The following is a 23131-nucleotide window of genomic DNA, read 5'->3' as shown; positions in this document are numbered from 1 at the left end:
GACCCATCGTGGCATCGAACGGGCGCGGAGGGTCGATGCCCGGGCCGAACTCACTGAATCTCGTCACAGGAGCGGGTACCGTGGCTGCCAGGCCACCGGGCAGAACGGTCTGTCCCGCGTTCTAGGGACATGAGGACTTCTTGCTTCATTGGTAGGATCACCTGGCGGACAGCGCTTACCCGAAGGGCGGTCCGTTGCACCAGGGGGCACCATGAACGACCCGATCGACCACGCGTCCGTCGACCACCCGTCCGTCGACCACCCGGCCATCGTCCGTCTCCGCGCGGAGCTCGACGCCGCGTGGAAGGGCATCGGCGCACTCGGCCAGATGGAGGGCGTCCGCCGCGACCGCGTGGTCGCCGAACTGCGGACGGCCGTCCCCGACGTGGCGAGCCGCGCGGCGCGCGAAGTCGGCACCGAGGCCGTCGTCGCGGAGATCAGCCGGTTCGCCGACGTCGGCGTGCCCGGCACCGATCCCGCCGTGCCGGCCGCGGTGATCTGGGACGACGTCGTGCAGACGGCGGCCGAAGCCGCACGCGCCACGCGCTGAACGGCGTCAGTCGTCCTCGCCGAGCAGCTCCTCGCGCACGCGTCGGACGTCCTCGAGCAGGGCACCGATGAGCACCCAGTGCCGTGAGTTCGGTCGCACGATCTCCATCGGCGCGGTCAGCGCGGGTTCGGCGGTCGCCACCCCGGCATCGTCCCCACCGGCACCCGCGGCGAACGACGGGTCCAGCCGCGTCGACTCGACCCGGGCGCTGAGCGCGCGGACGTCCGATCCGATCCGGGCCACCTCGGTCGCGATGCCGCCGACCACCGGATCGGCGCGCAGGTCTGGTGCGGTGTTGTCGTGGATCGCCCGGGTCATGCCGGTGACGCGCGTGACCAGGACGCGCAGGTGCTCGGTCATGGCGACGTCGCGGTCGAGGATCGTGCGGTGCCGGCCGCCACGCGGGTTCATCGTCAGGGACTCGCGGGCCGCGTTCAGTGATGCCTCGGTCTTCGCGTGCTGCTGCCGGAGCGCGCGGGCCCGCACCAGGGCGTCCTGCCACCGGTCGCGGTCCCACCCCTCGGTCAGGCCGATCGCGACGCGTTCGAAGGCCACGGCGGTGTCGCGGGCGAGTCGGGCGACGGCGAGGTGCGCCGGCTCGAGCAGGACCGGCGGGATGATCAGGGCGTTCACGACGAGGGCGACGACCGCACCGATCACGGTCTCGAGGATCCGGTCGGCCGAGTAGTTCGGCGTGACGACCCCCGCGGTGAGCACGAGCATCCCGCTGATGCTGACCTGGGTGGCCGAGGTCGGGGTCAGCCGGAGCACCCAGGCGATGAGGATGGCGAGCACGACCACGAGCAGGACGACCCACACCGAATCGCCGAGCAGCAGGTGGAACCCGGTGGCGAGCAGCACGCCGAGCACGACACCGGCGCTCCGCTCGAGGCCCTTGACGAACGACTGGTTGATGCTCGGCTGCACGACGAGCAGCGCGGCGATCGCGGCGAAGGTCGGGAACGGTCCCTGGATCAGCAGCCGGCACAGCAGCACCGCCGCGACGACCGCGACCGCGGTCTTCACGACCTGCAGGAACGGCGTGCGACTGGAGCTGCGGAGACGCGCGACCGGGTTCACCTCGACCACGCTAGCCACCGCCCGCACGCCGAGCCGTGCACGAACGCGACGAAAACGTCCGGACACGGTTGACTGATGTCGTGTGGCCCAACCATGAGCGCGTCATCCCGCAGGCCTTCGCCGGCTCCGGGACCTCCGTCGTGGCCGCACGGGCGCACTCCGTCGAGCCGTCGGGCAACGGCTACCTGTACGGCTACGAGGTCGACACCGTCGACCGGAACGGCCAGCGCGCCACCGTCCTGACGTACGTCGACACCGGCGGCGCGCACGACCAGAACAGTGCGATCGTCACCGACCCCGCGACCGGCGAACCCGTCTCGGTGTGGGCGTACCCGAACGACCCGGGTCTGCCGGTGCTGCCGCAGGTGACCTACCGCGACGCGGTCGCCGAGCTCCTGACGACGCTCGGCATGCCGGTCACCGACCCGGTGCTCACGGTGGCCGCGTACCGACCGGGCAAGCGTGCGGTGGTGCGGGTGGACGCCCCCGAGCGCACCCTGTTCCTGAAGATCGTCCGTCCGCACCGGGTCGCGCCGATCGTGAAGTCGCACGAGCAGTTCGTGGCGGCGGGCCTGCCGGTGCCCCGCGTGCTGTCCAGCCGCGGCGACGGGCTCCTCGTGCTCGAACGGATCCGCGGCGTGCCGGCCGGCAGCCGCATCCTCGACATCGCCGACGACCCGCGGTTCGTCGCGTCGCTGGCCGCCCTGAGCGGTCGGGTCGCGACCGTCCCGATGACCCAGCAGGCCCGTGCCGACGCGATGGACCACGCCGACTGGCACCGCCGCACGCTCATCGCCGCGCTGCCGCAGGACGCCGACGAGATCGACCGCCTGTACGACGCCATCGGCCGCAGGTCGATCGGCTGGACGAGCGCGACGAAGCAGGTCGTGCACGGCGACCTGCACCTCGAGCAGGTCTTCGTCGACGAGGACGAGCCCTGGCGCATCTCCGGCCTGCTGGACATCGACACCGCGGGGTGGGGCTTCCCGGTCCGCGACATCGGGGCGGTCGTCGCTCACCTGGTCGTCACCGGCCTCTGGCACCGATCGCGCGGAGACGCCGACCGCGGAGCCGCGGCCGAGCGCCTCGCCGACGCGATCGCCCGCGACTGGGTCGCCCGCAACCCGCGCGAGGCCGACCGCATCGGGCCCGCCATCGGTGCCCAGCTGCTCGCCCACGCCGGCGGCCAGGCGACCACCGGCTCCGCGAACGGCATCCAGACCGCCGAGCAGCTCCTCGCGGCGACGCGGGCCGCGTTGGCCGAGGCTGCTCCGGTCCTGCCGGCGGCCGGCCTGGTCCGCCCGCGGTCCGCGCCCCGCGTCTGACGGCTCGCGGCCCCCGTCGCGAAAACGACAGATCTGCGCGGAACGTTGGCGGCAATCTGTCGCTTTGGCGGGGTGGTCGGCGTGGGGATCCGGGATCTGTCGCTTTCGCGGGGTGGTCGGCGTGGGGATCCGTGATCTGTCGCGTCGGCGGGGTGGACGCGACCGGCGTCGGACGGGAGGCGCGTGGCGGGCCCGCACCGTGCCTCCCGGCCGGCACACGGGGCGTTCCAGGGGGCGCGACGCGCGCGGGCGACGAGGAGTCGCCTCTGTCGGGGGTCGGGGAGTAAACTGAGAGCGCACGCACCGCGTTCCCGCGTGCCGCGTCGATTCCGGACGCAGCCGTCGATCACTTGATCGACGCGGGAACCGGGCCGTGACCGCCCCGCGGGGGCGTCACGTGCGTGTGACGACGCCGGATCCCGGCGCGGACCGTCGCACCCGGCGCCGAGCAGGCGCTCGCGGTGGAACGGTCCGCGGGACTCCACCGGACGTCCCGAAGCGGGGACCGGCGATGCGGTGGGCCACGGTGGCCCGCAGCCGAACCGGAGCCGTGTCAGGCCCCGGTGCAGGACTTCCGCCCCACGGGCGGCTCGCCCCGATGCGTGGGCGGAACAGGAGGAGCGTTGGCTCGATCAGGCACCCGGCGAGCTGCCGGCGGGACGCGGACCGCGTCACGTCGGACGAGGCCGCTGGACAACGACGGCGTGATCCCCGTCCTCGCCCGCGCGGTGCGCGAGGTCGAGGCGGCGGCGCAGCGCGGACCGCTCAAGGCGACGAACCGGACGAAGTTCCAGGCCGTCGCACTGCTCATGCGCGAGGAGCGCGCACGGGTGAAGGGCGACACCGACCTCACCGACTCGCAGCGCGCCGAGCAGCTCAAGCGGCTCGACGGCGTCGCGACGATCCTGGCGAAGACCGCGGCCCGCGACACCAGCGTCATCCAGCTGCTGGCAGAAGAGGTGCAGGTCTCCGAGGCGACCCGCGCCGTCAAGCGCGACATGATGATCGCCGGCGGCATGGAGCTGCAGCCGGAGGACCTCGTCATCGCGGCGGAGCCCACCCCGGTCGCCGAGACCCCGGTGCGCGCGGTCACCCCGCAGGCGGTCGTGCAGCGTCAGCTCGCCAACCCGTTCCTGCCGCCGGACTTCGCACTCGCCGACCAGCCGGTCGCGCACCCGCGTCGCCTGGCGAACTGGGAGCTCTTCGGTCCGCTGTTCAAGTCGTTCGAGTACGGCGCAGGCGGGGGAGCGGCGACGATGCCGCTGCCCGAGCCGACCTCGCTGCACTCCCGCTCCGGCACCACGCTGATGAAGCACCAGGCCGAACTGGTCGCCGCCGCGTCGCAGGGGCACCGCACGTTCCTGCTCGCCGACGAGCCGGGCCTCGGCAAGACGGCGCAGTCGCTGCTCGCCGCCGACGCCGCGAACGCGTTCCCGCTGCTCGTCGTCGTGCCGAACGTCGTCAAGACGAACTGGGCGCGCGAAGCCGAACGCTGGGTGCCGAACCACCGCGCCACCGTCATCCACGGGGACGGCAACGACCTCGACGGGTTCGCCGACATCATCATCGTGAACTACGAGATCCTCGACCGGCACGCCGGCTGGCTCGGCGGCTTCGGCTTCAAGGGCATGGTCGTCGACGAGGCGCACTTCATCAAGAACAAGGACTCGCAGCGCGCCCGCTTCGTGCTGCAGATCGCCGACCGCATCCGGCAGCGCACCGCAGCGCCGCTGCTCATGGCGCTGACGGGCACCCCGCTCATCAACTCGGTCGAGGACTTCCGCACCATCTGGGAGTACCTCGGCTGGATCGACGACAAGAAGCCCCGCGCGAAGCTCATGAACGAGCTCGAGGAGATCGGTCTGACCCCCGCCGACCAGGGCTTCTTCGTCGAGGCCCGTCGTGCCGTCATCGACCAGGGCATCGTCCGACGCCGCAAGGTCGACGTCGCCGCGGACATCCCGGCCCGCCGGATCGCCGACATCCCCGTCGAGCTCGACGGCGACGAGGGTCGCTCCATCCGCGACGCCGAGCGCGAGCTCACCGCGAAGCTCGTCCGCCGGTACCACCAGGCGCTCGACGCCCGTACCGGGCAGGACCCGGTCGTCGGCATCGACCACAAGCTCGTCCGGCAGGTCGCGCGCTGGGAGCTCGAGGACCAGGACGCCTCGTCGACCGGTGAGAACGTGTTCTCGATGGTCCGACGCATCGGTCGTGCCAAGGCCCAGCTCGCAGCGGACTACGCCGCGCAGCTCGCGTCGAACGTCGGCAAGGTCGTGTTCTTCGCGAAGCACCTCGACGTGATGGACCAGGCGGAAGAGGTCTTCGCTCGACGTGGCCTGCGCACCGCCACGATCCGCGGCGACCAGACGGCCACGCAGCGCACGGCGCAGATCGACTCGTTCGTGAACGACCCTGACGTCGCCGTGATCGTCTGCTCGCTCACCGCGGCCGGCGTGGGCCTGAACCTGCAGGTGGCGTCCAACGTCGTGCTCGCCGAGCTGTCGTGGACGAGCGCCGAGCAGACCCAGGCGATCGACCGCGTGCACCGCATCGGGCAGGAAGAGCCCGTCACTGCGTGGCGCATCATCGCCGCGCAGACGATCGACACCAAGATCGCCGAGCTCATCGACTCGAAGGCGTCCCTGGCCGCCCGCGCGCTCGACGGTTCGGACGAGGAACTCGTCGACTCCGGCGACATCCAGCTCGACGCCATGGCCGCGCTGCTGACCGAGGCGCTCGGGGGCTAGGGACCGCGTCGCGCGGCGCACACCCGTTCAGCACGACCGAAGTCCGTCCGGACCACGTGATCACGCGGTTCGGACGGACTTCGGTCGTGCGGGGCTCCGCGCCAGGGGGCGCCGCTCAGATGCGGGACTGCACCTCGGCCAGCGATGGGTTCGTCGCCGTGCTGCCGTCGGGGAACACGAGCGTCGGAACGGTCTGGTTGCCGCCGTTGACCTCGGCGACGAGTTCCGCCGTGCCCGGGGTCTGCTCGATGTCGACCTCGGTGAAGGGCACGCCGGCCTTCGTCATCTGGTTCTTCAACCGGGCGCAGTAGCCGCACCACGTGGTCGTGAACATCGTGACGCCGCCGGCTTCGGGGGTGAACTGCTCGCGGGTGATCGTGTCGCTCATGGCGCCAGGCTAACCCCGCTTTCTGGACGGCCTTGACGCGCTTATCCGATATAGCTAGGTTAAGCCGCATGGATCCGATCCAACGCATCACCGCCCCGACGCTCGACGTGCTCGACGCACTGCTGACCGTCGACGGTCCGGCATGGGGGCTGCTCGTCATCAAGGCCACCGGGCGCCAGGCCGGCACCGTCTACCCGATCCTCGAGCGACTCGAGCGGCAGGGGTGGATCACGTCGTCGTGGGACGACGAGACCAGCCGGCCGGGGCCGCGTCGTCGGCTCTACGAGTTCACGCCCGACGGGGTCGACGCCGCACGCGACCTCGTCGCCGCGCGTCCGTCCGCCGCGACGCCCGCTCGTCCGGCTCGCTCGGCCCACCGGCCGGTGACCTCGTGAGCGCGCTCGACCGGGCGCTCGTGGGGGTCGCCGTCGCCGTCTCACCCGCAGCACACCGCGCCGCCCGCCGCGAGCAGTGGCTCGCCGACGTGCGCGATGCCCACGAACTCGACCTCTCGCCGACCGCACTCGCGTTCGGCGCGTTCACCACGGCGCTGTTCCACCGACGCGCCGGCCACCGATCCACCTGGGGGGACACCATGACCGCACTGCCGACACCCGTCCGTTCTGCACCGCACACCATCCGCACGATCCCGGTCCTCATCGCGCTCGCGGTGCTGTCCTACGTCGTCTCGGTGGGCGTCCTCGCGCTCCTGCAGCGGTACAACGGCCTGCCGGAGGCGCGCCTCGTCTTCGACATGGTCGGGATCGGGCTCGCGGTGGTGCCGGGCGCCGCTGTCGCAACGAGCGTCCTGCTGGTGTCGGACGTCGCAGGCCGCCGCCGGGTCCTCGGCGCCGTTGCCGTGTTCGCCATCGCCGCAGTGTGGTGGGCGATCACGAGCGGTTCCCTCAACGTCCCCGTGTACGTCCCGGTCCAGGTCGGCGTCATCGCGGCTGGGCTGCTCGCGGTCTGGCTCGTGGTGCTCCGCCGACCGGTGTGGACGTACTCGCTCCTCGTCCTGCCCGTCGTCGCTGCCGTGCTGGTGTTCCCGCTCGCAGAAGCAGCGAACGGCTCGGGGATCCCGTACTCCGCGATGGCGCTCGTGTCGTGGATCGGGCAGCTCGTCCCGTTCCTGGTCGCCGTCGTCGGAGCCGTGGTGGCGTCACGGTTCTCCACCGATGCGCCCGCGGTTGTCGAGGCGCACGGCGAAGCCCTGGTAGACAAGACCGTGTGAGTGACACCCACCTCGAGATCGAGCGCACCTACGACCTGCCAGAGGGCGGTGCCCTGCCCGACCTCGTCGGTGCCGGTGGCATCCTCCGCACCGAGCACCAGGAGCCGTTCGAGCTCGATGCGACGTACTGGGACACCGAACGGTACGACCTGGTGGCGGCGCGGGTCACGGTCCGCCGGCGGACCGGTGGCCCCGACGCCGGGTGGCACATCAAGCGCTCCGAGTCGGACACGGTCCGCCACGAGCAGCACTTCCCGCTGACCGACGACGCCGACACGGTGCCGACCGAGGTCCTCGCGGCGCTCTTCACCGAGCGACGCGGCCGTGGCCTGCGCCCCGTGGTCCGCATCACGACCACCCGCACCGTCACCCGCCTGCTCGACGAGGACGGCGACCAGGTCGCCGAGCTCGCCGACGACCAGGTGACCGCGCAGCGCCTCGACGACGACGCTCCCGAGACGCCGCGCACCTGGCGCGAGGTCGAGGTCGAGGCCGTCGCGGGCGTCGACCCGCAGGTCGCGCACGAGCTCTTCGCGGCCCTCGATGCGCGCTTCGCGGCCGTCGGCGCCGGCCCCGCCGCCGTCGCGTCCAAGCTGGCACGCGGGCTGGCCGGAGCACCGGCACCGCGCCTCCAGACCGAGGCGAAGCCGGACAAGGGCACGACCGCACGCGTCCTCGCGAAGCGACTGCGGAAGCTGCGCGCTGCGCTGCTCGGCCAGGAATCGCGGCTCCGCTCCGGCGACGCGGCCGACCTCCGGCAGACGGCTGAGACCGCCCTCGAGATCGCGTCGATCCTCGGCGCCTACCGTCCGGCGTTCGCCGACGGCGACGCCGTCGACCGCGCCGCCGAGGCGGCCGACGGCCTGGCTGCCGTGACCGCGCGCGCAGCACTCAACGAGTACCTGATCGACCGGTTGCCGCGCGCGTCGACCCCGGCGCAGGACGACCTGGTCGACTCCATGACCCGCGAACGCATCCTGGCCTCGACCCGTGAGCGTCGGGACCAGTCGGTGCGGGACGTCGTCGCGTTCGTGCACGGTGAGCCGTTCCTCGAGCTGCTCGACGCGCTCGACGACGCCGTCGAACGCCCGACCCCGACCGAGTGGTCGCTCCGTTCCCCGAAGAAGGTCGCGCAGGACGTCGGCGCCGTCGTGAAGCCGCACATCCGCGAACTCGTCCGGGCCGCGGTCGCCGACGACACCTCGGACACCGCCGCCGAGCGCGAGGCCGCCGACCGTGCGACCACCGAAGCCGCCTGGCAGGGCACGATGCGGGCGCGGATGGCGATGGACGTCCTCGGCGACGACGCGTTCCCGCACGCGCTCTGGAAGCGGATCGGCAGCGCGGCCGACGTGCTGACCGAGCGGGTCCGATCGCTGCACGCCCTCGACGCGCTGCGGACCAACGCGGCGATCGCCGAACGCGGTGGCGAGGGCACGTTCGGGTACGGCGTGCTCGCGGGGGACCGGGTGCGCCTGGCCGAGGAGTCCTACGACGAGGCGGTGCACGCGCTCAACCGCGTGTGAGCCGCACGCCGCGGGCGCGGGCGCGGGCCGCGGGCGTTCGCTTCGTGAGCAGAAATGGTCGGGTGCCCGCGGGCAACCCGACCATTTCTGCTCACCAAGTCATCAGGCGGCGGGCGCCTCGTCGGCCAGCCCGAGCACGTCGAGCAACCAAGCGAGCTCGAACGCCCGCTCCTTCCACGAGGCGTACCGACCACTCACGCCACCGTGGCCCGCGGACATCTCGGTCTTCAGCAGCACCGGCGCCCCGACCTCGCGCAGCTTCGCGGTCCACTTCGCCGGCTCGACGTAGAGCACACGGGTGTCGTTGATCGACGTCACGGCGAGGATCCGTGGGTACTGCACGTCGTCGCGGACGTTCTCGTACGGGGTGTACTCGCTCATGTAGCGGTAGACCTCGGCGTCGTGCAGCGGGTCGCCCCACTCGTCCCACTCGATGACGGTCAGGGGCAGGTCGGGGTCGAGGATGCTCGTGAGCGCGTCGACGAACGGCACCGCGGCGACGATCCCGGCGAACCGGTCCGGTGCGATGTTCGCCACCGCACCCATCAGGAGCCCACCGGCGCTGCCGCCCTCGGCCACGAGCCGGTCCGCGGTGGTGCGGCCGGACTCGATCAGGTGGTCGGCGACCGCGACGAAGTCGGTGAACGTGTTCTTCTTCGTCAGGGTCTTGCCGTTCTCGTACCAGTGGCGACCCATCTCGCCGCCACCGCGCACGTGGGCGACCGCGAAGACGACGCCGCGGTCGAGCATCGACAGACGCATGACGCTGAAGCCCGGGTCGATCGAGTGCTCGTACGAGCCGTAGCCGTACAGGTGGAGCGGCGAGGGGGTGTCCGCGTCGACGGCGTCGCGCCGCCAGACGAGCGAGATCGGCACGCGGGTGCCGTCCGCCGCCGTGGCCCAGTCGCGCTCCTGCGCGTAGTCGGCGGGGTCGTAGCCGCCGAGCACCGGCTGGCGCTTCAGGACCGTCACCTCGCCGGTCCCCAGGTCCAGGTCGCTGACCTCGGACGGCGTGACGAACGAGGTGAACCCGATGCGGAGCGTCGGCTGGTCCCACTCGGGGTTGCCGCCGAGGCCGGCCGAGAACAGTGCTTCGTCGAACGGGACCTCGTGCGCGTCGCCATACTCGTCACCCTCGATGGGGATGATCGCGATGCGGGGGAGTGCCTCGGAGCGGTACTCGAGCGCGAGGTGCCCGGCGAAGGCGTCGACGGACTCGATGCGGCGCTCGGTGTGGTGCGCCACGACGACCCGGCGGTCGCGCTCGGACGTGGGGTCGTCGGCGGGGACGTCGACGAGCTCGAAGTTCTCGGCACCGTCGTTGTGCAGCACCAGGAAGCGGTCGCTGCCGCCGACGATGGCGTGCTCGATCTCGTACTCGACGCCGTCGCGTCGTGGCCACACGACCTGGAACTCGCCGGTCGGGTCGGCGGCGTCGAGCACCAGGGCCTCGGACGTGATCTTCGACCCGAGCTCGATGACGATGTACTGCGACGACCGGGTGACGCCGACGCCGACCCAGTAGCGGTCGTCGGGTTCCTCGAAGACCAGGACGTCGTCGGACGCTGCCGTGCCGACGGCGTGCCGCCAGATCTTGTCCGGACGCCACGACTCGTCGACGGTCGGGTAGAAGACGTACCGGCCGGCCGGGTCGAAGGTCGCGCCCGCCCCGGTGTTCGGGATGGCGTCGCCGAGGTCGGTGCCGGAGGCCAGGTCGCGCACGTGCAGGGTGTACCGCTCGTCGCCCTCGACGTCGATGCCGTAGACCAGGCGGGTGCCGTCGTCGCTGATGTCGTAGGTGCCGAGGGAGAAGAACTCGTGGCCGTCGGCCAGGGCGTTGCCGTCGAGGACGACCTGCTCGCCGGGGAGGGTCGACTCGCCCTCGACGACGGCCGGCGGGGTCCAGTCGTCCGGACCGGCGATCGGCGCACGGCAGTGCACGCCGTACTGGCTGCCCTCGGCCGTGCGGGTGAAGTACCACCAGTCGCCCATGCGCACCGGCACTGAGAGGTCGGTCTCCTGGACACGGTTCTTGACCTCGGCGAAGACGCGGTCGCGCAGCGGGGCGAGGTGGTCGGTGGCGGCGTCGGTGTAGGCGTTCTCGGCCTCGAGGTACGCCAGGGTGTCCGGCGACTCCTTGTCACGCAGCCACTCGTAGTCGTCGACGAAGTCGATGCCGTGGTGGGTCCGCGTCACGGGCCGCTTGGCGGCGGTGGGCGGGGTGGCCTGGGAGTGCTCGGTGCTCACCATCCCACCCTATGCGCACGGCCCCGTGGCGAGCCGGGCGTCACGCCGCCGCCCCGAACCGGTCGGACCGCGTCCGCCCGACCGCCCCGCCCGGAACCGGTCGGACTGCGTCCGCCCGGCCACCCCCGCGCGGACCCGCTGCTCGAAGGCCTCGAGCTCGTCCACGACGGCCGGTGCGACCCAGGCACGGTCACGCCGCCGCTCGGTGACCGGACGCAGCACTCCGGCGCGCACGAGGTCTGCGGCCACGGAGCCGGCCGGGTCCTCGTCGACCGGTCCGCCGTCGACACCGGCGAGGAGGTCCTGCAGTCGGGCCTCGGTCAGGACCGGGTCGTCGGAGAGCGCCCGCCCGACGACGGCGTGGACACTCGTGGCACACGGACCCGCCATCCGGTCGGCCGCGTGCTCGTCGAGCAGCAGGGCGGTCACGGTTGCCTCGTCGCACACGGTGCCGATGGCGATCGCGACGTCTGTCACGAGGGCGTCCACGACCCCGTCGCGGTACCGCGCGAGGTGCCGGAAGTACCGGCCCCGATCCGCTGCGAGCGCGGTGGCGATCGGCGCGGTCACCGTCGTCGTGACGCCCCGGCGTCGCAGCACGGCGCTGATCAGCGCACGTCCGATCCGGCCGTTGCCGTCGGTGAACGGGTGGATCGACTCGAACTGGGCGTGCCCGATCGCAGCCTGGGCGATCGGGTGCAGGTCCGTCCGGTGCAGGAACGCGAACAGGTCGGCCATGAGGGGCGCGACGAGGTCCGGCGGCGGCGGGACGTACGTCGCCAGCCGCGGGGTGTCACCGCCACCGATCCAGTTCTGGACGCTGCGGTAGCGCCCGGCGTACCGCCCGTCGACCGGGTCGTCGCGCATGAGCAGCCGATGCGCCTCGAGCAGCGCGGCCTCGGTGATCACACCCGTGTCCGCTGCCGCGACCAACCCCTCGATCGCACCGGCGGCGCGGACGACGACGGTCGCACTCGGGTTCGCGCGGATGCCCACGAGCGCTCGGGCGCAGTCGTCGAGTGACGCGGACTCGTCCTCGATCCGCGACGAGGCGACGGCCTCGGTCCGACCGATCACCGACCCGAGCGGCGCGAGCCGGGAACCGTGGTGGACGTCGAGCGACCGGAGCGCCGCGGCTGCGCGGTCGAGCAGCGCCTCGGTCCGGGCATCGGGCTCCCACCGAGCACGAGCGATCCTCGGCGGGAGCGACACCCGGACGGACGTGGTCATCCGGTCGGCGCGGGAACCCCGGCTGGCGCTGCGCCACGGACGCTCCGCGCTGCCGTGCACGGGCCATCCGCGGTGCACGAGCACGCCGCTGTGCGCGGTCTGGCCCCCGAGCGCGGTCGAGCCGTCGTGGACGTCCGGGGTCTCGTTCCGATGCACCATGCCGGGAGCGTAGGGACCCCGGGCGCCCGACGCCAGGAATTCGTATTTCGCCGGCCCGCGTAGCGTTGGTGGCATGAGCAACTCCTTCGCGATCACCGGTGCCCACGTCGTCCCCGTCTCCGCCCCCGCCTTCGACGGCGGCGCGGTCGTCGTCAAGGACGGCCGCATCACCGCGATCGGCCCGGACGTCACACCGCCCCCGGGGATCACCGTCGTGGACGCAGCCGGTGCGTGGCTCGTCCCCGGGTTCGTCGAGTCGCACGGCCACGTCGGCATCCACGAGGAGGCGAACGGCGAGGCCGGCAACGACACGAACGAGATGACCGGCCCGAACATGGCCGGGGTCCGCGCGATCGACGCGATCGACATCGACGACGAGGGCTTCCGCGACGCGCTCGCCGGGGGCATCACGAGCATCGTCGTGAAGCCGGGGTCCGGCAACCCGATCGGCGGCCAGACCGTCGCCATCAAGACCTGGGGCGGGCGCACCGTCGACGAACAGCTCATCTCGGACGCGGTGAGCATCAAGAGCGCGCTCGGCGAGAACCCGAAGCGGGTGTACGGCAGCAAGGGCCAGACGCCGTCGACGCGCCTCGGCGTCGCGAAGATCATCCGTGACGCCTTCGTCGAGGCCCAGAACTACCGTGCCGCCCGTGACGCCGCCGCCGCGAAGGGTGAGCCGTTCGCGCGTGACCTGACGAAGGAGGCGCTCGTCCGGGTCCTCGACGGCGAACTCGTCTGGGACCAGCACACCCACCGCCACGACGACATCGCGACCGCCATCCGGCTGTCCGAGGAGTTCGGCTACCGACTCGTCGTGAACCACGGCACCGAGGCGCACAAGATCGCCAGCCTGCTCGCCGAGAAGGACATCCCGGTCATCTACGGCCCCCTGTTCACGAGCCGCTCGAAGGTGGAGCTCCGTGACCGCGGCATCCCGAACCTCGCCACCATCGCCGCCGCCGGCGTCCGGGTCGCGATCACCACCGACGCCCCCGTCGTGCCGATCGGCATGCTCGTCGACCAGGCCACCGCCGCGGTGAAGGAGGGACTGCCCGCCCAGACCGCGCTCGAGGCGCTCACCGTCAACCCAGCCGAGTTCCTGGGCTTCGGTGACCGTGTCGGTCGGCTGGCCGTGGGCCACGACGCCGACCTCGTGCTCTGGGACGGCGACCCGCTCGACGCGACCAGTCGCGCGACACGTGTCTGGATCGACGGCCGCCAGGTCTTCGAGTGGGCGGACGGCGTCGGCGTCACCACCCCGCGCTGGTAGCGGGGGAGAGCCGGGAGGCCCGGATCGCGACGTGCCCGCACGTCGCGATCCGGGCCTCCCGTCCGTGGCGCCGGGGGCGCTGGGTGGTGACGGCCGGCGGACCCGGCCGGCTCAGACCTCGCGCGCCAGCAGGAACTCGTTGATGCGGTCCGTCAGGTCCGCGTCGACCGCACGGGCGTCGCCGTTCACGGAGCGGATCGGCGCCGCCTGCCGCACGCTCGACACGAGCCAGAGTGCGTCGGCGGCCTGCAGGTCGGCGAGTGTGACGAGTTCGTAGGCGGTCTCGATGCCCTCCTGCTCGGCGAAGCGGAAGACGTCGGCCTGCGTGGTGCCGGCCAGGATCCCGATGTCGGTGCGCGGTGTGACGAGCCGGTCGCCGACCTTCAGGATCAGGTTCGCGCGCGTGCCCTCGAGCACGTAGCCGTCGCTCGACACGAACAGGGCGTCGTCGGCACCGCGCCGGCCAGCCTCGCGCAGGGCGGCCATGTTGACCGCGTACGACAGGGTCTTCGCGCCCTGCAGCAGCCACGGCGAGGTGCGCTCCACGTCGTGGCGGTAGCCGCGGTCCAGCACGACGACGGAGATGCCCTCGGTGCGCGCGGCGGTCGAGTCGACGGACGGTGCGGCGTAGACCCAGCCGGTGGGTCGGTCGGTGCCCTCGACGCCACGGGTCAGGACGGTCTTCGCGAAGGCCTCGCGGACCGGGTCGAGCCGGGCGCAGACGGCTTCGATCGCCTGCCGCCAGGCATCGGGGTCCGGCGCGGGCAGGTCGAGCATCGCGGCGGAGCGGCCGAACCGGTCGAGGTGCGCCTCGAGGGCCTGCGGACGACCGTCGACCACCGTGATCGTCTCGAACACGCCGTCACCCCGGGTGATGCCGAGGTCCTGCACCTGCAGGTGCTCCTCGAGCGGCTTCGCCCAGGTGAAGGCGTCCGCTGCGGGGTCGTGCGGCGCGGCGTCGCGGGAGGGCTGGTTGAGGATCGCGAGCACGGTTTCGGTCATGCGCCCATCCAACCGCACACGCGTCCGCACACGTTGTACGTGGGCGCGCTTCGTGCGTGGGCGTCAGCTCGCGTCGGGCAGGGCGCCCATGAGCTTCCACACCGCCTGCGTCAGCTCGGGGTGCTGCAGTGCGATCCGGCGCAACCGGTGGTACTCCTCGCCGAGGACGGTGCCCTGACCGGACGCGGGGTGCATCGACCACTGGGCGTGCCGCTTGCCGATCGCGGCGTCGAGGTCGACCGCGTCGGCCCGGAGGATGAGCACGACCTGCTCGTCCACCGTGGGGAGCGTCGGCATGAACTCCCACGGGTCCTCGCCCTGGCGGCTCCGGTGCTCGACGAGCATCGAGATCTCCTCGGCAGCCTCGGCGCGCAGCACTTCGAGGCTGCGCCCGGTCCTGCGGGGCTCAGCCATGGTGCCCCCGCAGCACGCCTGCCATGGGAAGAGCGTACGACACATCTTCGGCCAGACTGGACGGGTGACCCCGCGCGACGAGAGCAAGTCCCAACACCCCCGAGTGGTCGTCGTCTACCTGCTGCGCGACGGCGCGAGCGGGCCCGAGGTCCTGCTCGGGGAGAAGCGCCGCGGCCTCGGCACCGGCCGGCTGGTCGGCCCGGGCGGCAAGCGGGAGCCCGGTGAGACGGCGGTCGAGACCGCCGTGCGCGAGGTGCGCGAAGAGGTCGGCCTGCGTCTCGAGACGGTCGACCTGGAGGCCCGTGGCACGTTGGACTACCGGTTCCCGTACCGGCCGTCCTGGTCCCAGGTCTCGGACGTCTTCGTGTGCCGCCGCTGGCAGGGCAGCCCGTCGGGCTCCGACGAGCTCGAACCGCGGTGGATCCCGGTCGCCGACGTCCCCTACGAGGCGATGTGGGACGACGCGAAGTACTGGCTGCCGGCGGTGCTCCGCGGGGGGTCAGTGCGTGCACGCTTCACGTTCGCCGACGACGACGCGACGGTCGCGGGCTTCACCGGGACGGGTGTCGAGACGCCCGCGTAGAGCGGATCAGCGGATCAGCGGGTCTGCTGGGTGCGGGTGCTGCCGGTGCGCGCTTCCTCGGCGGCGGCGATGACCTCGGCGTCCCCGCTGCGACCGCCGAGGGGCCTGACGAAGAAGTCGATGATCCCGAACACGATCGCGCCGACCATGGCGAACATCGCCCAGCCGACGAAGAGCCCGGCGGTGTTCCGGCCGTCGGCGGGAGCGAGCACGATGCTCGCGACGTAGAAGCCGACCGTCAGCACGAGGAGCACGACGACGACGGTGACGAGGACGCGGTGCCAGGTGATGCGGGGGTTCATGCCCCCCAGGATACGCGCCGCCGACGCCTCACCGGTCCGCGTGCCGGCACGGACGATGCACGTGCATCATGCGACAGAGCACCCGTCGTTCGACTGGTGCATCGTCGGAACATGCGCACGCAGTCGATGCATGTGCATCATGCGACAGAGCACGCGTCGTTCGACTGGTGGATCGTCGGAACATGCGCACGCAGTCGGTCTGCGCGAGCGGCGCGATCGTCAGGAACGAGCTACCGGTCCGCGTGCCGGCCGTGCGGGAGCTCGTCCCCGGCGTCGACGCGAGCCGACGTGTCGGAGCGAGCCGGGGCCCTGGAGCCCTCGGCGCGTGGGACGGGACGCGTGCGCGGTCCGGTCCCCGCGCCTCCCGTGCGCTCCCCGGTCCGCACCACGGGGATGCGGCCGGTGGGGGTGGTCTCGGTCTCGAGGCCGTCGCGTCCGCCGGTGAAGACGTCGCCGCCGACGCGGGCGTCCTCCCAGTCGTCGTCGCTCAGGACGCTCAGGGTGCCCGTCTCGGTGGACTCGAGGCCGTGGCGCTCGAGCTCGGCGTCGCGTTCCTTGCCGAGGAACTCACGGTTCGCGGTGTTGGCGTCCTGGAACATCGTGGTCCGGCCGGTGACGATGGCGCGGATGCGTCGCCGCTCCCACCACTTCTTGCCGAAGTACATGAGCACGAGGCCGACCGCGGCGTAGCAGCCCATCGTGATCAGACCGCGGGCCGGGCCGGGGCCGACGCCGTAGATCTGGTGCTTGATCATGTCGACCATGCTCGACCCGACCACGACGTTGTTGAGCCAGGCGAACGGCTCCGGCATGAACCACTTCGGGTACGCCCCGCCGGACGACGGCATCGACAGGAACACGAAGCAGATCATGGCGGGGGCGGCGATGAACCGGCCGACGAAGTAGCTCAGCCCGTTGACGGCGAGACCGATCGCGACGATCCACCCCCACGCGATGAGCACGAGCTGGATCCAGTGGCCGTGGATGGCGCCGACGACCGGACCGGCGAGGGTGTTCGTGATGAGGGAGATGACGAGGCCGCCGACGACGATGACGGTCATGCGGGTGCGATGCCGGAGCGGGCCGCCCATGATCCCGATGAACATCGCGACCATGTAGCCGCCGATGCACCAGGCGAGCATGACGTACATCGGGACGGTGCCGTACTCGTCCCACGCTGGCAGGGGAGCGAGCTCGGTGAGCTTCGGGGTTGCGACCCCGATCCCGGTCAGGACCGCGCTCAGCGTCGCCGGTACGAGGCTCGCGACCTGGAACTGGTGGGCGCTCGCCTTGAAGAACTCGTTCGTCGCGGGGTCGTACGCGACCGCCATCGAGCCGGCGATGACGTCACGCTTCGCCGCGGCCAGGGAGTCGTAGGTGTGGAACACGAACTCGCCCGGCAACGCCTTCTGCACGGCGGCGACGAGTGTCGGGTCGCTGCCGACCAGCGCGATCGGGACGTCGTGCGGGTGCGGTGCGTGGAACGCGAAGACGTAGCAGAGGCAGAAGCCGACGATGAAGAACAGCGGCATCCAGAGCTGCAGGCCGATGAGCTGGAGCGACGGGTGCAACGTCGAGTACCAGCGGCGGTACGCACCGTGCTGCTGCGGTGCCGGCACGGGTGCCTGTCGGCGCGGAGCCGGTCGGGTGGAACCGGCGACCTTCGCGCCGCGACGGGGCTTGGTCCCGCGGGCCGAGGGCCGGGTGCTGCGTGGCTTCGGCGCCGACGTCGGCCGGGACCCTCCGGGACGGTCCGGGGTGTCGTCGTTCCTGTTGACGTCGTTCCGCGGCGTGCTCACTCGGCGCTGTGCTCCTGTTCTCGGACGGAGCGCCAGGATACGCCGAGGCCCTCAGGAGCGGCTGCGTGACGCCTGCGCCGAGTCCATCGCGAGTTCTTCGGCGTCGAGGGTCACGAGCACGCGGCGCATGACCTCTTCGTCGAGGTTGCCCTTCTCGCGCTCCTCGAGCACGATCTCGCGTCGTCGGTCGAGCAGCTCGCGCCGGATGTCCTGGATCTGCGAGCCGCGCAGGCGCATCGGGGCGTTGCGCTCCTCGACCTCTTCTTCCTCGGCGTCCTGCCGGAAGGTCTCGACCTGCCGCTCGAGTCGTGCCTTCAGCCGGTTCACCACGGAGTCGACGGCGACGTCGCCGTACTGCTTCGACCAGACCGGACGTCGCTTCTCGAGCAGCTCGATGGCGGCCTCGGTCGTGCGCTGGTTCAGCCGCATCTCGCTCCGGACGTCCTCTTCGCCCTCGGCCGGGTCCTGCACCTTGAGTGCACGGATGACGAAGGGCAGGGTCAGGCCCTGCAGCAGCAGCGTGCCGACGGTGACGAAGAACGCGATGATGAAGATCGTGTCCTGCGCGGGGATCTGCGTCGGGCTCGCGACCACGGACACCGCGGCGGCGAGGGTCACCACGCCGCGCATGCCCGTCCACGAGATGACGGTGAGCTCGCGCCAGTTGAGCTTCGGCTCGGCCGTCCCGCGCATCCACCGCAGTGACGGGTGGCCCCGGGAGAGCTTGATGCGCAGCGGACGGAGCCATCGCCCGTTGAAGCGGTTGCGCACGTACGACTCGAAGATGAAGAGGGGCCGCACCAGGATCACGACGCCGAGCACCACGGCCGCGGCGGTGAGCGTCTGGCCGAGACTCCGTTCGCTCTCGACCAGGTCCTGCACCACGGTGTTGAGCTGCAGGCCGATCAGGGCGAAGACGAAGCCCTCGAGGATGACGTCGATGCTGGTCCACAGCGGGCGCTCCTGCAGGCGGGTGGCGTAGCCCTCCTTCGGCGAGTTGTAGCCGATGTACAGGCCGGCCGTGACGACCGCGATGACGCCGGAGCCGGAGAGGTCCTCGGCCAGGATGTACGCGACGAAGGGCAGCAGGATGCTCATGATCGTCTCGACCACGGGGTCGTTGAGCCGCATCCGGATCCAGTGCACGACGACGCCGAGCACGATGCCGACGGCCAGGCCGACGCCGATCGCCAGGCCGAAGATGCCGAGGTCCTGCCAGACGGTGAGCGACGTCCCGGCGATGATCAGGGTGAACACGCGCACCAGGGTCAGGGACGCGGCGTCGTTGATCAGGCTCTCGCCGGACAGCACCGTCATCACCCGGCGGGGGAGCCCGAGCTTGCGACCGATCGCGGCGGCGGACACCGCGTCCGGCGGGGCGACGATCGCACCGAGCAGGATCGCCGCGGGCAGGGTCATGTCCGGGATCAGGAAGTACGCCACCGCGCCGACCACGAGTGCCGTCACGATGACCAGGAAGATGCCGAGACGCCGGATCTGCTTGATCGACGTCCGGAAGCTCTGCCACGACACGTCGAGCGCCGCCGAGTAGAGCAGCGGCGGCAGGATCACCGTCAGGATCACCTCGGAGTCGATCTCCATCGCGGGGAGTCCCGGCAGGAACGACGCTGCGAGCGCGACCGCCGTCACGAGCAGGGGAGCGGGGAGTCCCTTCGCCCGTGCGAACCCGGTCACCGCGAGCGATCCGACCAACAGGATGAGGAGCTCGACGGTGTCCATGGGACTCATTCTCGCATCGGCATGGTTCCGAATCTGAACGAGTCTGAAGCTCCGGTGAACAGCAGGTTGCCGATCAGGTTTGCTCCGGAGGCCGTCGATGGGGAACACTGGCCCGCGGTGGACATCACACTCATAGTCGTCCTGGTCATCGCGTTGGCCCTCTTCTTCGACTTCACAAACGGTTTTCACGACACCGCCAACGCGATGGCGACTCCGATCGCGACCGGGGCCATGAAGCCCAAGGTCGCGGTCACGGTCGCCGCGGTGCTCAACCTCGTCGGTGCGTTCCTCAGCACCGCGGTGGCGACCTCGATCTCGCACGGCCTCATCAACGAGGGCCCGGGCGGCGTCGCGATCTCACCGGAGATGATCTTCGCGGGGCTCATCGGAGCGGTCGTGTGGAACATGATCACGTGGCTCCGCGGGCTGCCCTCGTCGTCGTCGCACGCGCTGTTCGGCGGACTGATCGGAGCTGCGATCGTCGGCGCCGGGTTCCAGTCCGTCAACTACGTCGCGCTGCTGACGGTCGTCATCATCCCGGCCTTCGCGTCCCCGGTGATCGCGTCGCTCGTGTCGTTCCTGTCGACACGCATCGCGTACCGGATCACGAAGCGCCCGGTCTTCCCGAACGAGCGCGGCGGCTTCCGTGTCGGGCAGATCTTCACCTCGTCGATGGTGTCGCTCGCCCACGGCACGAACGACGCCCAGAAGACGATGGGTGTCATCACGCTGACGCTGATCGCCTCCGGGGCGCAGTCGTCGAACCAGGGCGTGCAGTTCTGGGTCGTCGTCGCCTGTGCCCTGGCGATCGCGCTCGGCACCTACACGGGCGGGTGGCGCATCATCCGCACGCTCGGGTCCGGCATCACCGAGATCCGGGCCACCCAGGGCTTCGCCGCCGAGGCCTCGACCGCCGCGACGATCCTGGCGTCCAGCCACCTCGGCTTCGCGCTCTCGACCACGCAGGTGTCCTCCGGCTCGATCATCGGCGCCGGACTCGGCCGCCGCGGCTCGAAGATCCAGTGGTCCACCGCCGGCAAGATCGTCATCGCCTGGTTCATCACGCTGCCCGCCGCCGCAGCCGTGGGCGCGGTGGCTTCGGGCATCGCACGCCTGGGCGTCATCGGCCTCGTGATCGACGCCATCGTCGGCGCCGCCGTGATCCTCGGCCTGTACCTGTGGTCGCTCCGGAAGCCGCACGAGGGTGCCTCGGCCATCGAGGTCGACGTCGCCGCGAACGCCGTGTACACCCGCAAGGAACTGCGCGACCTGCAGCGCAAGAAGCGCGCCGACGCCGTTGCCGACCGCCGCGCCGCACTGAGCCGCGAGCGCACGCTCCGCCGCATGGCCGCACGCAAGGGAGGCCGTCGCTGATGGGAATCGCGCTTGACGGACGCCGTTTCGCATTCCTCACGGTGGGAGATCGCTGATGGGTATCGACTGGTTCGCGTTCGTCACCGTGGCGCTCGTCGCCGTGGTCTCGTCGTGCTTCGTCGTCGCCGTGTACTCCGTCGGTCTCCGGTTCTGGAGCGCCGCGGACACCCGCGCGGGCAAGTTCACCGTGAAGGACGACGGCACGATCGGTCCGGCGACCGCCGGGTTCCCGAACCCCGCCGGAGCGACGACCGCGGTGCGTGCCTTCCGTGCGCTCGCGATCCTCTGCTACGCGGTCTGCGGCGCCGTCGTGCTGTACGGCATCTACCTCATCGTCCCCCAGTTCCACTGACGCGGGGCGCGCGCGACGCGCGCTTCGTGAGCAGGAATGGTCGGGTGCGTTCCGGCGACTCGACCATTCCTGCTCACCATCCACGGGCACGCGATCGCTCGCGTCCACCGGACGGGAGGCCCGTGGCGGCCTGGCACCGTGCCTCCCGTCTGGCTGGGTGTGGGCGGCGCTGACGCGACGCGCGCTTCGTGAGCAGAAATGGTCGAGTGCGTTCCGGCGACCCGACCATTCCTGCTCACCATGGGCGCGCTCCCGCCCGGCTCCCGGACCGGCCGGACGGACTGGGCTAGCCTCGACGTGTGACCGGCAACGAAGCAGCACAGGCCCCCACCGGGGCGCAGACCCGTACCGAGAGCGACTCGCTGGGGTCGCGCGAGGTCCCGATCGACGCGTACTGGGGCATCAACACCCTGCGGGCCCTGGAGAACTTCCCGATCACGTCGGTGCCGATCTCGGTGTACCCGGACCTCATCGAGGCACTCGCCACCGTGAAGCAGGCGGCTGCGCGGGCGAACCGGGCGATCGGGGTCCTCGACGACGAGCGTGCCGACGCCATCGACCGTGCTGCGCAGGAGGTGCGGGACGGCGCCCTGCGTGAGCAGTTCGTCGTCGACATCGTGCAGGGCGGTGCCGGTACGAGCACGAACATGAACACGAACGAGGTCCTGGCGAACCGGGCCCTCGAGCTCCTCGGCCGCGAGCGGGGCGACTACGGGTACCTGCACCCGATCGACCACGTGAACCGCAGCCAGTCGACGAACGACACCTACCCGACGAGCATCAAGATCGCGATGATCTTCTCCGCCCGGCGACTCATCGAGCAGCTCGAGCAGCTCTCCGCGGCGTTCGCCGAGCGGGGGAACGCGTTCTCCGACGTGCTCAAGGTCGGCCGGACGCAGCTGCAGGACGCCGTGCCGATGACCCTCGGGCAGGAGTTCACCGGCTTCTCGCACACGATCCAGGAGGACGCCGACCTGCTCCGCAAGGTCCTGCCGCTGCTGGCCGAGATGAACCTCGGTGCGACGGCGATCGGCACCGGGATCACCGCGGACCCGCTCTACCGCGACGAGGTCCGCCGGCAGCTGCAGGACGCCAGCGGCATCGACGTCGTGACGGCACCGGACCTGATCGAGGCGACGAGTGACGCCGGCGCCTTCATGACGCTGTCCGGCACGGTGAAGCGCAGTGCCGCGAAGCTCTCGAAGATCTGCAACGACCTGCGGCTGCTCGCGTCGGGGCCGCAGGCTGGTCTCGGCGAGATCACCCTGCCGGCGCGCCAGGCGGGCTCGTCGATCATGCCGGGCAAGGTGAACCCGGTGATCCCCGAGGTCGTGAACCAGATCGCGTTCGCCGTGGTCGGCGCCGACACGACCGTGACGATGGCGGCCGAGGGCGGACAGCTCCAGCTCAACGCGTTCGAGCCGATCATCGCGCACTCGATCCTGCAGTCGCTGCAGTGGATGTCACGGGGCTGCGCGACGTTGCGCGAGCACTGCGTGACGGGCATCGAGGCGAACGAGGCGAAGCTCGCGGCGCAGGTCGACACGAACGTCGGGGTGGTCACGGCCCTGACCCCGTACATCGGCTACGCGGCTGCGGCGTCGATCGCGCACACGGCACTGACCACGTCGACGCCGATCTCGACGCTCGTCGTGGCCGCCGGCCTGATGGACGAGGACCAGGTGCAGCGCGTGCTGAGCCCGGCGCGGCTGTCCGGCATCGAGCTCGCGACCGGTGCGATCCCGGTGGTCACCGAGGAGATGCTGGACCGAGCGGCGCGCGAGCGCTAACGCAACCAGCGCGACC

The 23131-nt window shown here is 71.3% G+C and carries 20 protein-coding genes; 11 read left to right on the top strand and 9 right to left on the bottom strand.

Features of this window, described 5'->3' with window-relative positions; translation table 11 throughout:
- Window positions 1–211: 211 nt before the first annotated feature.
- The gene (locus EDF53_RS12835; protein ID WP_111084550.1) at window positions 212–550 is read left to right on the top strand and encodes a hypothetical protein; all 339 of its coding nucleotides are present in this window, start codon (window positions 212–214) and stop codon (window positions 548–550) included.
- Between the two features lie 6 nt (window positions 551–556).
- Here the strand turns inward: EDF53_RS12835 and EDF53_RS12830 are convergent, their stop codons facing one another.
- Window positions 557–1630: an aromatic acid exporter family protein gene (locus EDF53_RS12830; RefSeq protein ID WP_123294183.1), complete on the bottom strand. Its 1074-nt coding sequence runs from the start codon at window positions 1628–1630 to the stop codon at window positions 557–559.
- A gap of 80 nt (window positions 1631–1710) precedes the next feature.
- On the opposite strand from EDF53_RS12830, the gene EDF53_RS12825 reads away from it, so the two are divergent.
- The gene (locus EDF53_RS12825; protein WP_111084551.1) at window positions 1711–2955 is read left to right on the top strand and encodes an aminoglycoside phosphotransferase family protein; all 1245 of its coding nucleotides are present in this window, start codon (window positions 1711–1713) and stop codon (window positions 2953–2955) included.
- A gap of 623 nt (window positions 2956–3578) precedes the next feature.
- A complete protein-coding gene (locus tag EDF53_RS12820; protein WP_165901102.1) occupies window positions 3579–5705 on the top strand; it encodes a DEAD/DEAH box helicase in 2127 nt (708 codons plus the stop codon).
- A gap of 115 nt (window positions 5706–5820) precedes the next feature.
- Here the strand turns inward: EDF53_RS12820 and EDF53_RS12815 are convergent, their stop codons facing one another.
- Window positions 5821–6093, bottom strand: coding sequence for a mycoredoxin (locus tag EDF53_RS12815; RefSeq protein WP_123293947.1), 273 nt, complete (start codon window positions 6091–6093; stop codon window positions 5821–5823).
- A 68-nt stretch (window positions 6094–6161) separates the two neighbouring features.
- On the opposite strand from EDF53_RS12815, the gene EDF53_RS12810 reads away from it, so the two are divergent.
- From EDF53_RS12810 to EDF53_RS12805, 3 genes are read left to right on the top strand one after another with little or no spacing between them, the layout of a single operon-like run.
- On the top strand, window positions 6162–6488 hold the full coding sequence (locus EDF53_RS12810) for a PadR family transcriptional regulator (protein ID WP_123293946.1): 327 nt from the start codon (window positions 6162–6164) through the stop codon (window positions 6486–6488).
- Window positions 6485–7324 (top strand): hypothetical protein, encoded by an 840-nt coding sequence (locus EDF53_RS19390; protein WP_185021040.1) that lies wholly within the window; start codon window positions 6485–6487, stop codon window positions 7322–7324. Before EDF53_RS12810 ends, EDF53_RS19390 begins: the two co-directional genes overlap by 4 nt.
- The gene (locus EDF53_RS12805) at window positions 7321–8850 is read left to right on the top strand and encodes a CYTH domain-containing protein (RefSeq protein WP_185021039.1); all 1530 of its coding nucleotides are present in this window, start codon (window positions 7321–7323) and stop codon (window positions 8848–8850) included. Before EDF53_RS19390 ends, EDF53_RS12805 begins: the two co-directional genes overlap by 4 nt.
- A 102-nt stretch (window positions 8851–8952) precedes the next feature.
- Here EDF53_RS12805 and EDF53_RS12800 read toward each other — a convergent pair whose 3' ends face one another.
- Entirely contained in the window at window positions 8953–11097 is a 2145-nt protein-coding gene (locus EDF53_RS12800) for a S9 family peptidase (RefSeq protein WP_173169588.1), read from the bottom strand.
- Between the two features lie 9 nt (window positions 11098–11106).
- Complete coding sequence (locus EDF53_RS12795) at window positions 11107–12486, bottom strand: Fic family protein (protein WP_123293943.1); 1380 nt, start codon at window positions 12484–12486, stop codon at window positions 11107–11109.
- 73 nt (window positions 12487–12559) lie between these two features.
- Here EDF53_RS12795 and EDF53_RS12790 point away from each other — a divergent pair, with 73 nt between their 5' ends.
- On the top strand, window positions 12560–13759 hold the full coding sequence (locus EDF53_RS12790) for an amidohydrolase (protein WP_123293942.1): 1200 nt from the start codon (window positions 12560–12562) through the stop codon (window positions 13757–13759).
- Between the two features lie 111 nt (window positions 13760–13870).
- Here EDF53_RS12790 and EDF53_RS12785 read toward each other — a convergent pair whose 3' ends face one another.
- Window positions 13871–14761, bottom strand: a complete 891-nt coding sequence (locus EDF53_RS12785) for an aminodeoxychorismate lyase (RefSeq protein ID WP_123293941.1) — start codon at window positions 14759–14761, stop codon at window positions 13871–13873.
- 63 nt (window positions 14762–14824) lie between these two features.
- The gene (locus tag EDF53_RS12780; protein ID WP_123294181.1) at window positions 14825–15175 is read right to left on the bottom strand and encodes a tryptophan synthase subunit alpha; all 351 of its coding nucleotides are present in this window, start codon (window positions 15173–15175) and stop codon (window positions 14825–14827) included.
- 64 nt (window positions 15176–15239) lie between these two features.
- Between EDF53_RS12780 and EDF53_RS12775 the strand changes: the two genes are divergently transcribed.
- Entirely contained in the window at window positions 15240–15758 is a 519-nt protein-coding gene (locus EDF53_RS12775) for an 8-oxo-dGTP diphosphatase (RefSeq protein WP_185021038.1), read from the top strand.
- Between the two features lie 14 nt (window positions 15759–15772).
- Here the strand turns inward: EDF53_RS12775 and EDF53_RS12770 are convergent, their stop codons facing one another.
- The 3 genes from EDF53_RS12770 to EDF53_RS12760 form a co-directional block, all read right to left on the bottom strand.
- Window positions 15773–16060, bottom strand: a complete 288-nt coding sequence (locus EDF53_RS12770; protein ID WP_111084562.1) for a hypothetical protein — start codon at window positions 16058–16060, stop codon at window positions 15773–15775.
- Window positions 16061–16290: 230 nt separating this feature from the next.
- Window positions 16291–17859, bottom strand: coding sequence for an ABC transporter permease (locus EDF53_RS12765; protein WP_123293939.1), 1569 nt, complete (start codon window positions 17857–17859; stop codon window positions 16291–16293).
- A gap of 51 nt (window positions 17860–17910) precedes the next feature.
- Window positions 17911–19599: a sodium:proton antiporter gene (locus EDF53_RS12760; protein ID WP_123293938.1), complete on the bottom strand. Its 1689-nt coding sequence runs from the start codon at window positions 19597–19599 to the stop codon at window positions 17911–17913.
- A 117-nt stretch (window positions 19600–19716) separates the two neighbouring features.
- Here EDF53_RS12760 and EDF53_RS12755 point away from each other — a divergent pair, with 117 nt between their 5' ends.
- The 3 genes from EDF53_RS12755 to EDF53_RS12745 all read left to right on the top strand — a co-directional run bounded on the left by EDF53_RS12755 (window position 19717) and on the right by EDF53_RS12745 (window position 23115).
- Entirely contained in the window at window positions 19717–20973 is a 1257-nt protein-coding gene (locus EDF53_RS12755; protein ID WP_123293937.1) for an inorganic phosphate transporter, read from the top strand.
- Window positions 20974–21028: 55 nt separating this feature from the next.
- Window positions 21029–21325, top strand: coding sequence for a hypothetical protein (locus EDF53_RS12750; RefSeq protein ID WP_123293936.1), 297 nt, complete (start codon window positions 21029–21031; stop codon window positions 21323–21325).
- A 299-nt stretch (window positions 21326–21624) separates the two neighbouring features.
- Window positions 21625–23115 (top strand): aspartate ammonia-lyase, encoded by a 1491-nt coding sequence (locus tag EDF53_RS12745; RefSeq protein ID WP_123293935.1) that lies wholly within the window; start codon window positions 21625–21627, stop codon window positions 23113–23115.
- The last annotated feature ends 16 nt before the right edge of the window (window positions 23116–23131 follow it).

The organism is Curtobacterium sp. PhB78 (genome assembly GCF_003751685.1).
Lineage (GTDB): Bacteria > Actinomycetota > Actinomycetes > Actinomycetales > Microbacteriaceae > Curtobacterium.
The sequence above is the reverse complement of the archived record's forward strand: the minus strand, read 5'-3'. Positions and strand labels throughout refer to the sequence as shown.

Coding starts and splice junctions, on each gene's coding strand:
- EDF53_RS12835 (WP_111084550.1), top strand. CDS start 212: ATGAACGACCCGATCGACCACGCGTCCGTCGACCACCCGTCCGTCGAC.
- EDF53_RS12815 (WP_123293947.1), bottom strand. CDS start 6,093: ATGAGCGACACGATCACCCGCGAGCAGTTCACCCCCGAAGCCGGCGGC.
- EDF53_RS12810 (WP_123293946.1), top strand. CDS start 6,162: ATGGATCCGATCCAACGCATCACCGCCCCGACGCTCGACGTGCTCGAC.
- EDF53_RS12795 (WP_123293943.1), bottom strand. CDS start 12,486: ATGGTGCATCGGAACGAGACCCCGGACGTCCACGACGGCTCGACCGCG.
- EDF53_RS12790 (WP_123293942.1), top strand. CDS start 12,560: ATGAGCAACTCCTTCGCGATCACCGGTGCCCACGTCGTCCCCGTCTCC.
- EDF53_RS12785 (WP_123293941.1), bottom strand. CDS start 14,761: ATGACCGAAACCGTGCTCGCGATCCTCAACCAGCCCTCCCGCGACGCC.
- EDF53_RS12780 (WP_123294181.1), bottom strand. CDS start 15,175: ATGGCTGAGCCCCGCAGGACCGGGCGCAGCCTCGAAGTGCTGCGCGCC.
- EDF53_RS12770 (WP_111084562.1), bottom strand. CDS start 16,060: ATGAACCCCCGCATCACCTGGCACCGCGTCCTCGTCACCGTCGTCGTC.
- EDF53_RS12760 (WP_123293938.1), bottom strand. CDS start 19,599: ATGGACACCGTCGAGCTCCTCATCCTGTTGGTCGGATCGCTCGCGGTG.
- EDF53_RS12750 (WP_123293936.1), top strand. CDS start 21,029: ATGGGTATCGACTGGTTCGCGTTCGTCACCGTGGCGCTCGTCGCCGTG.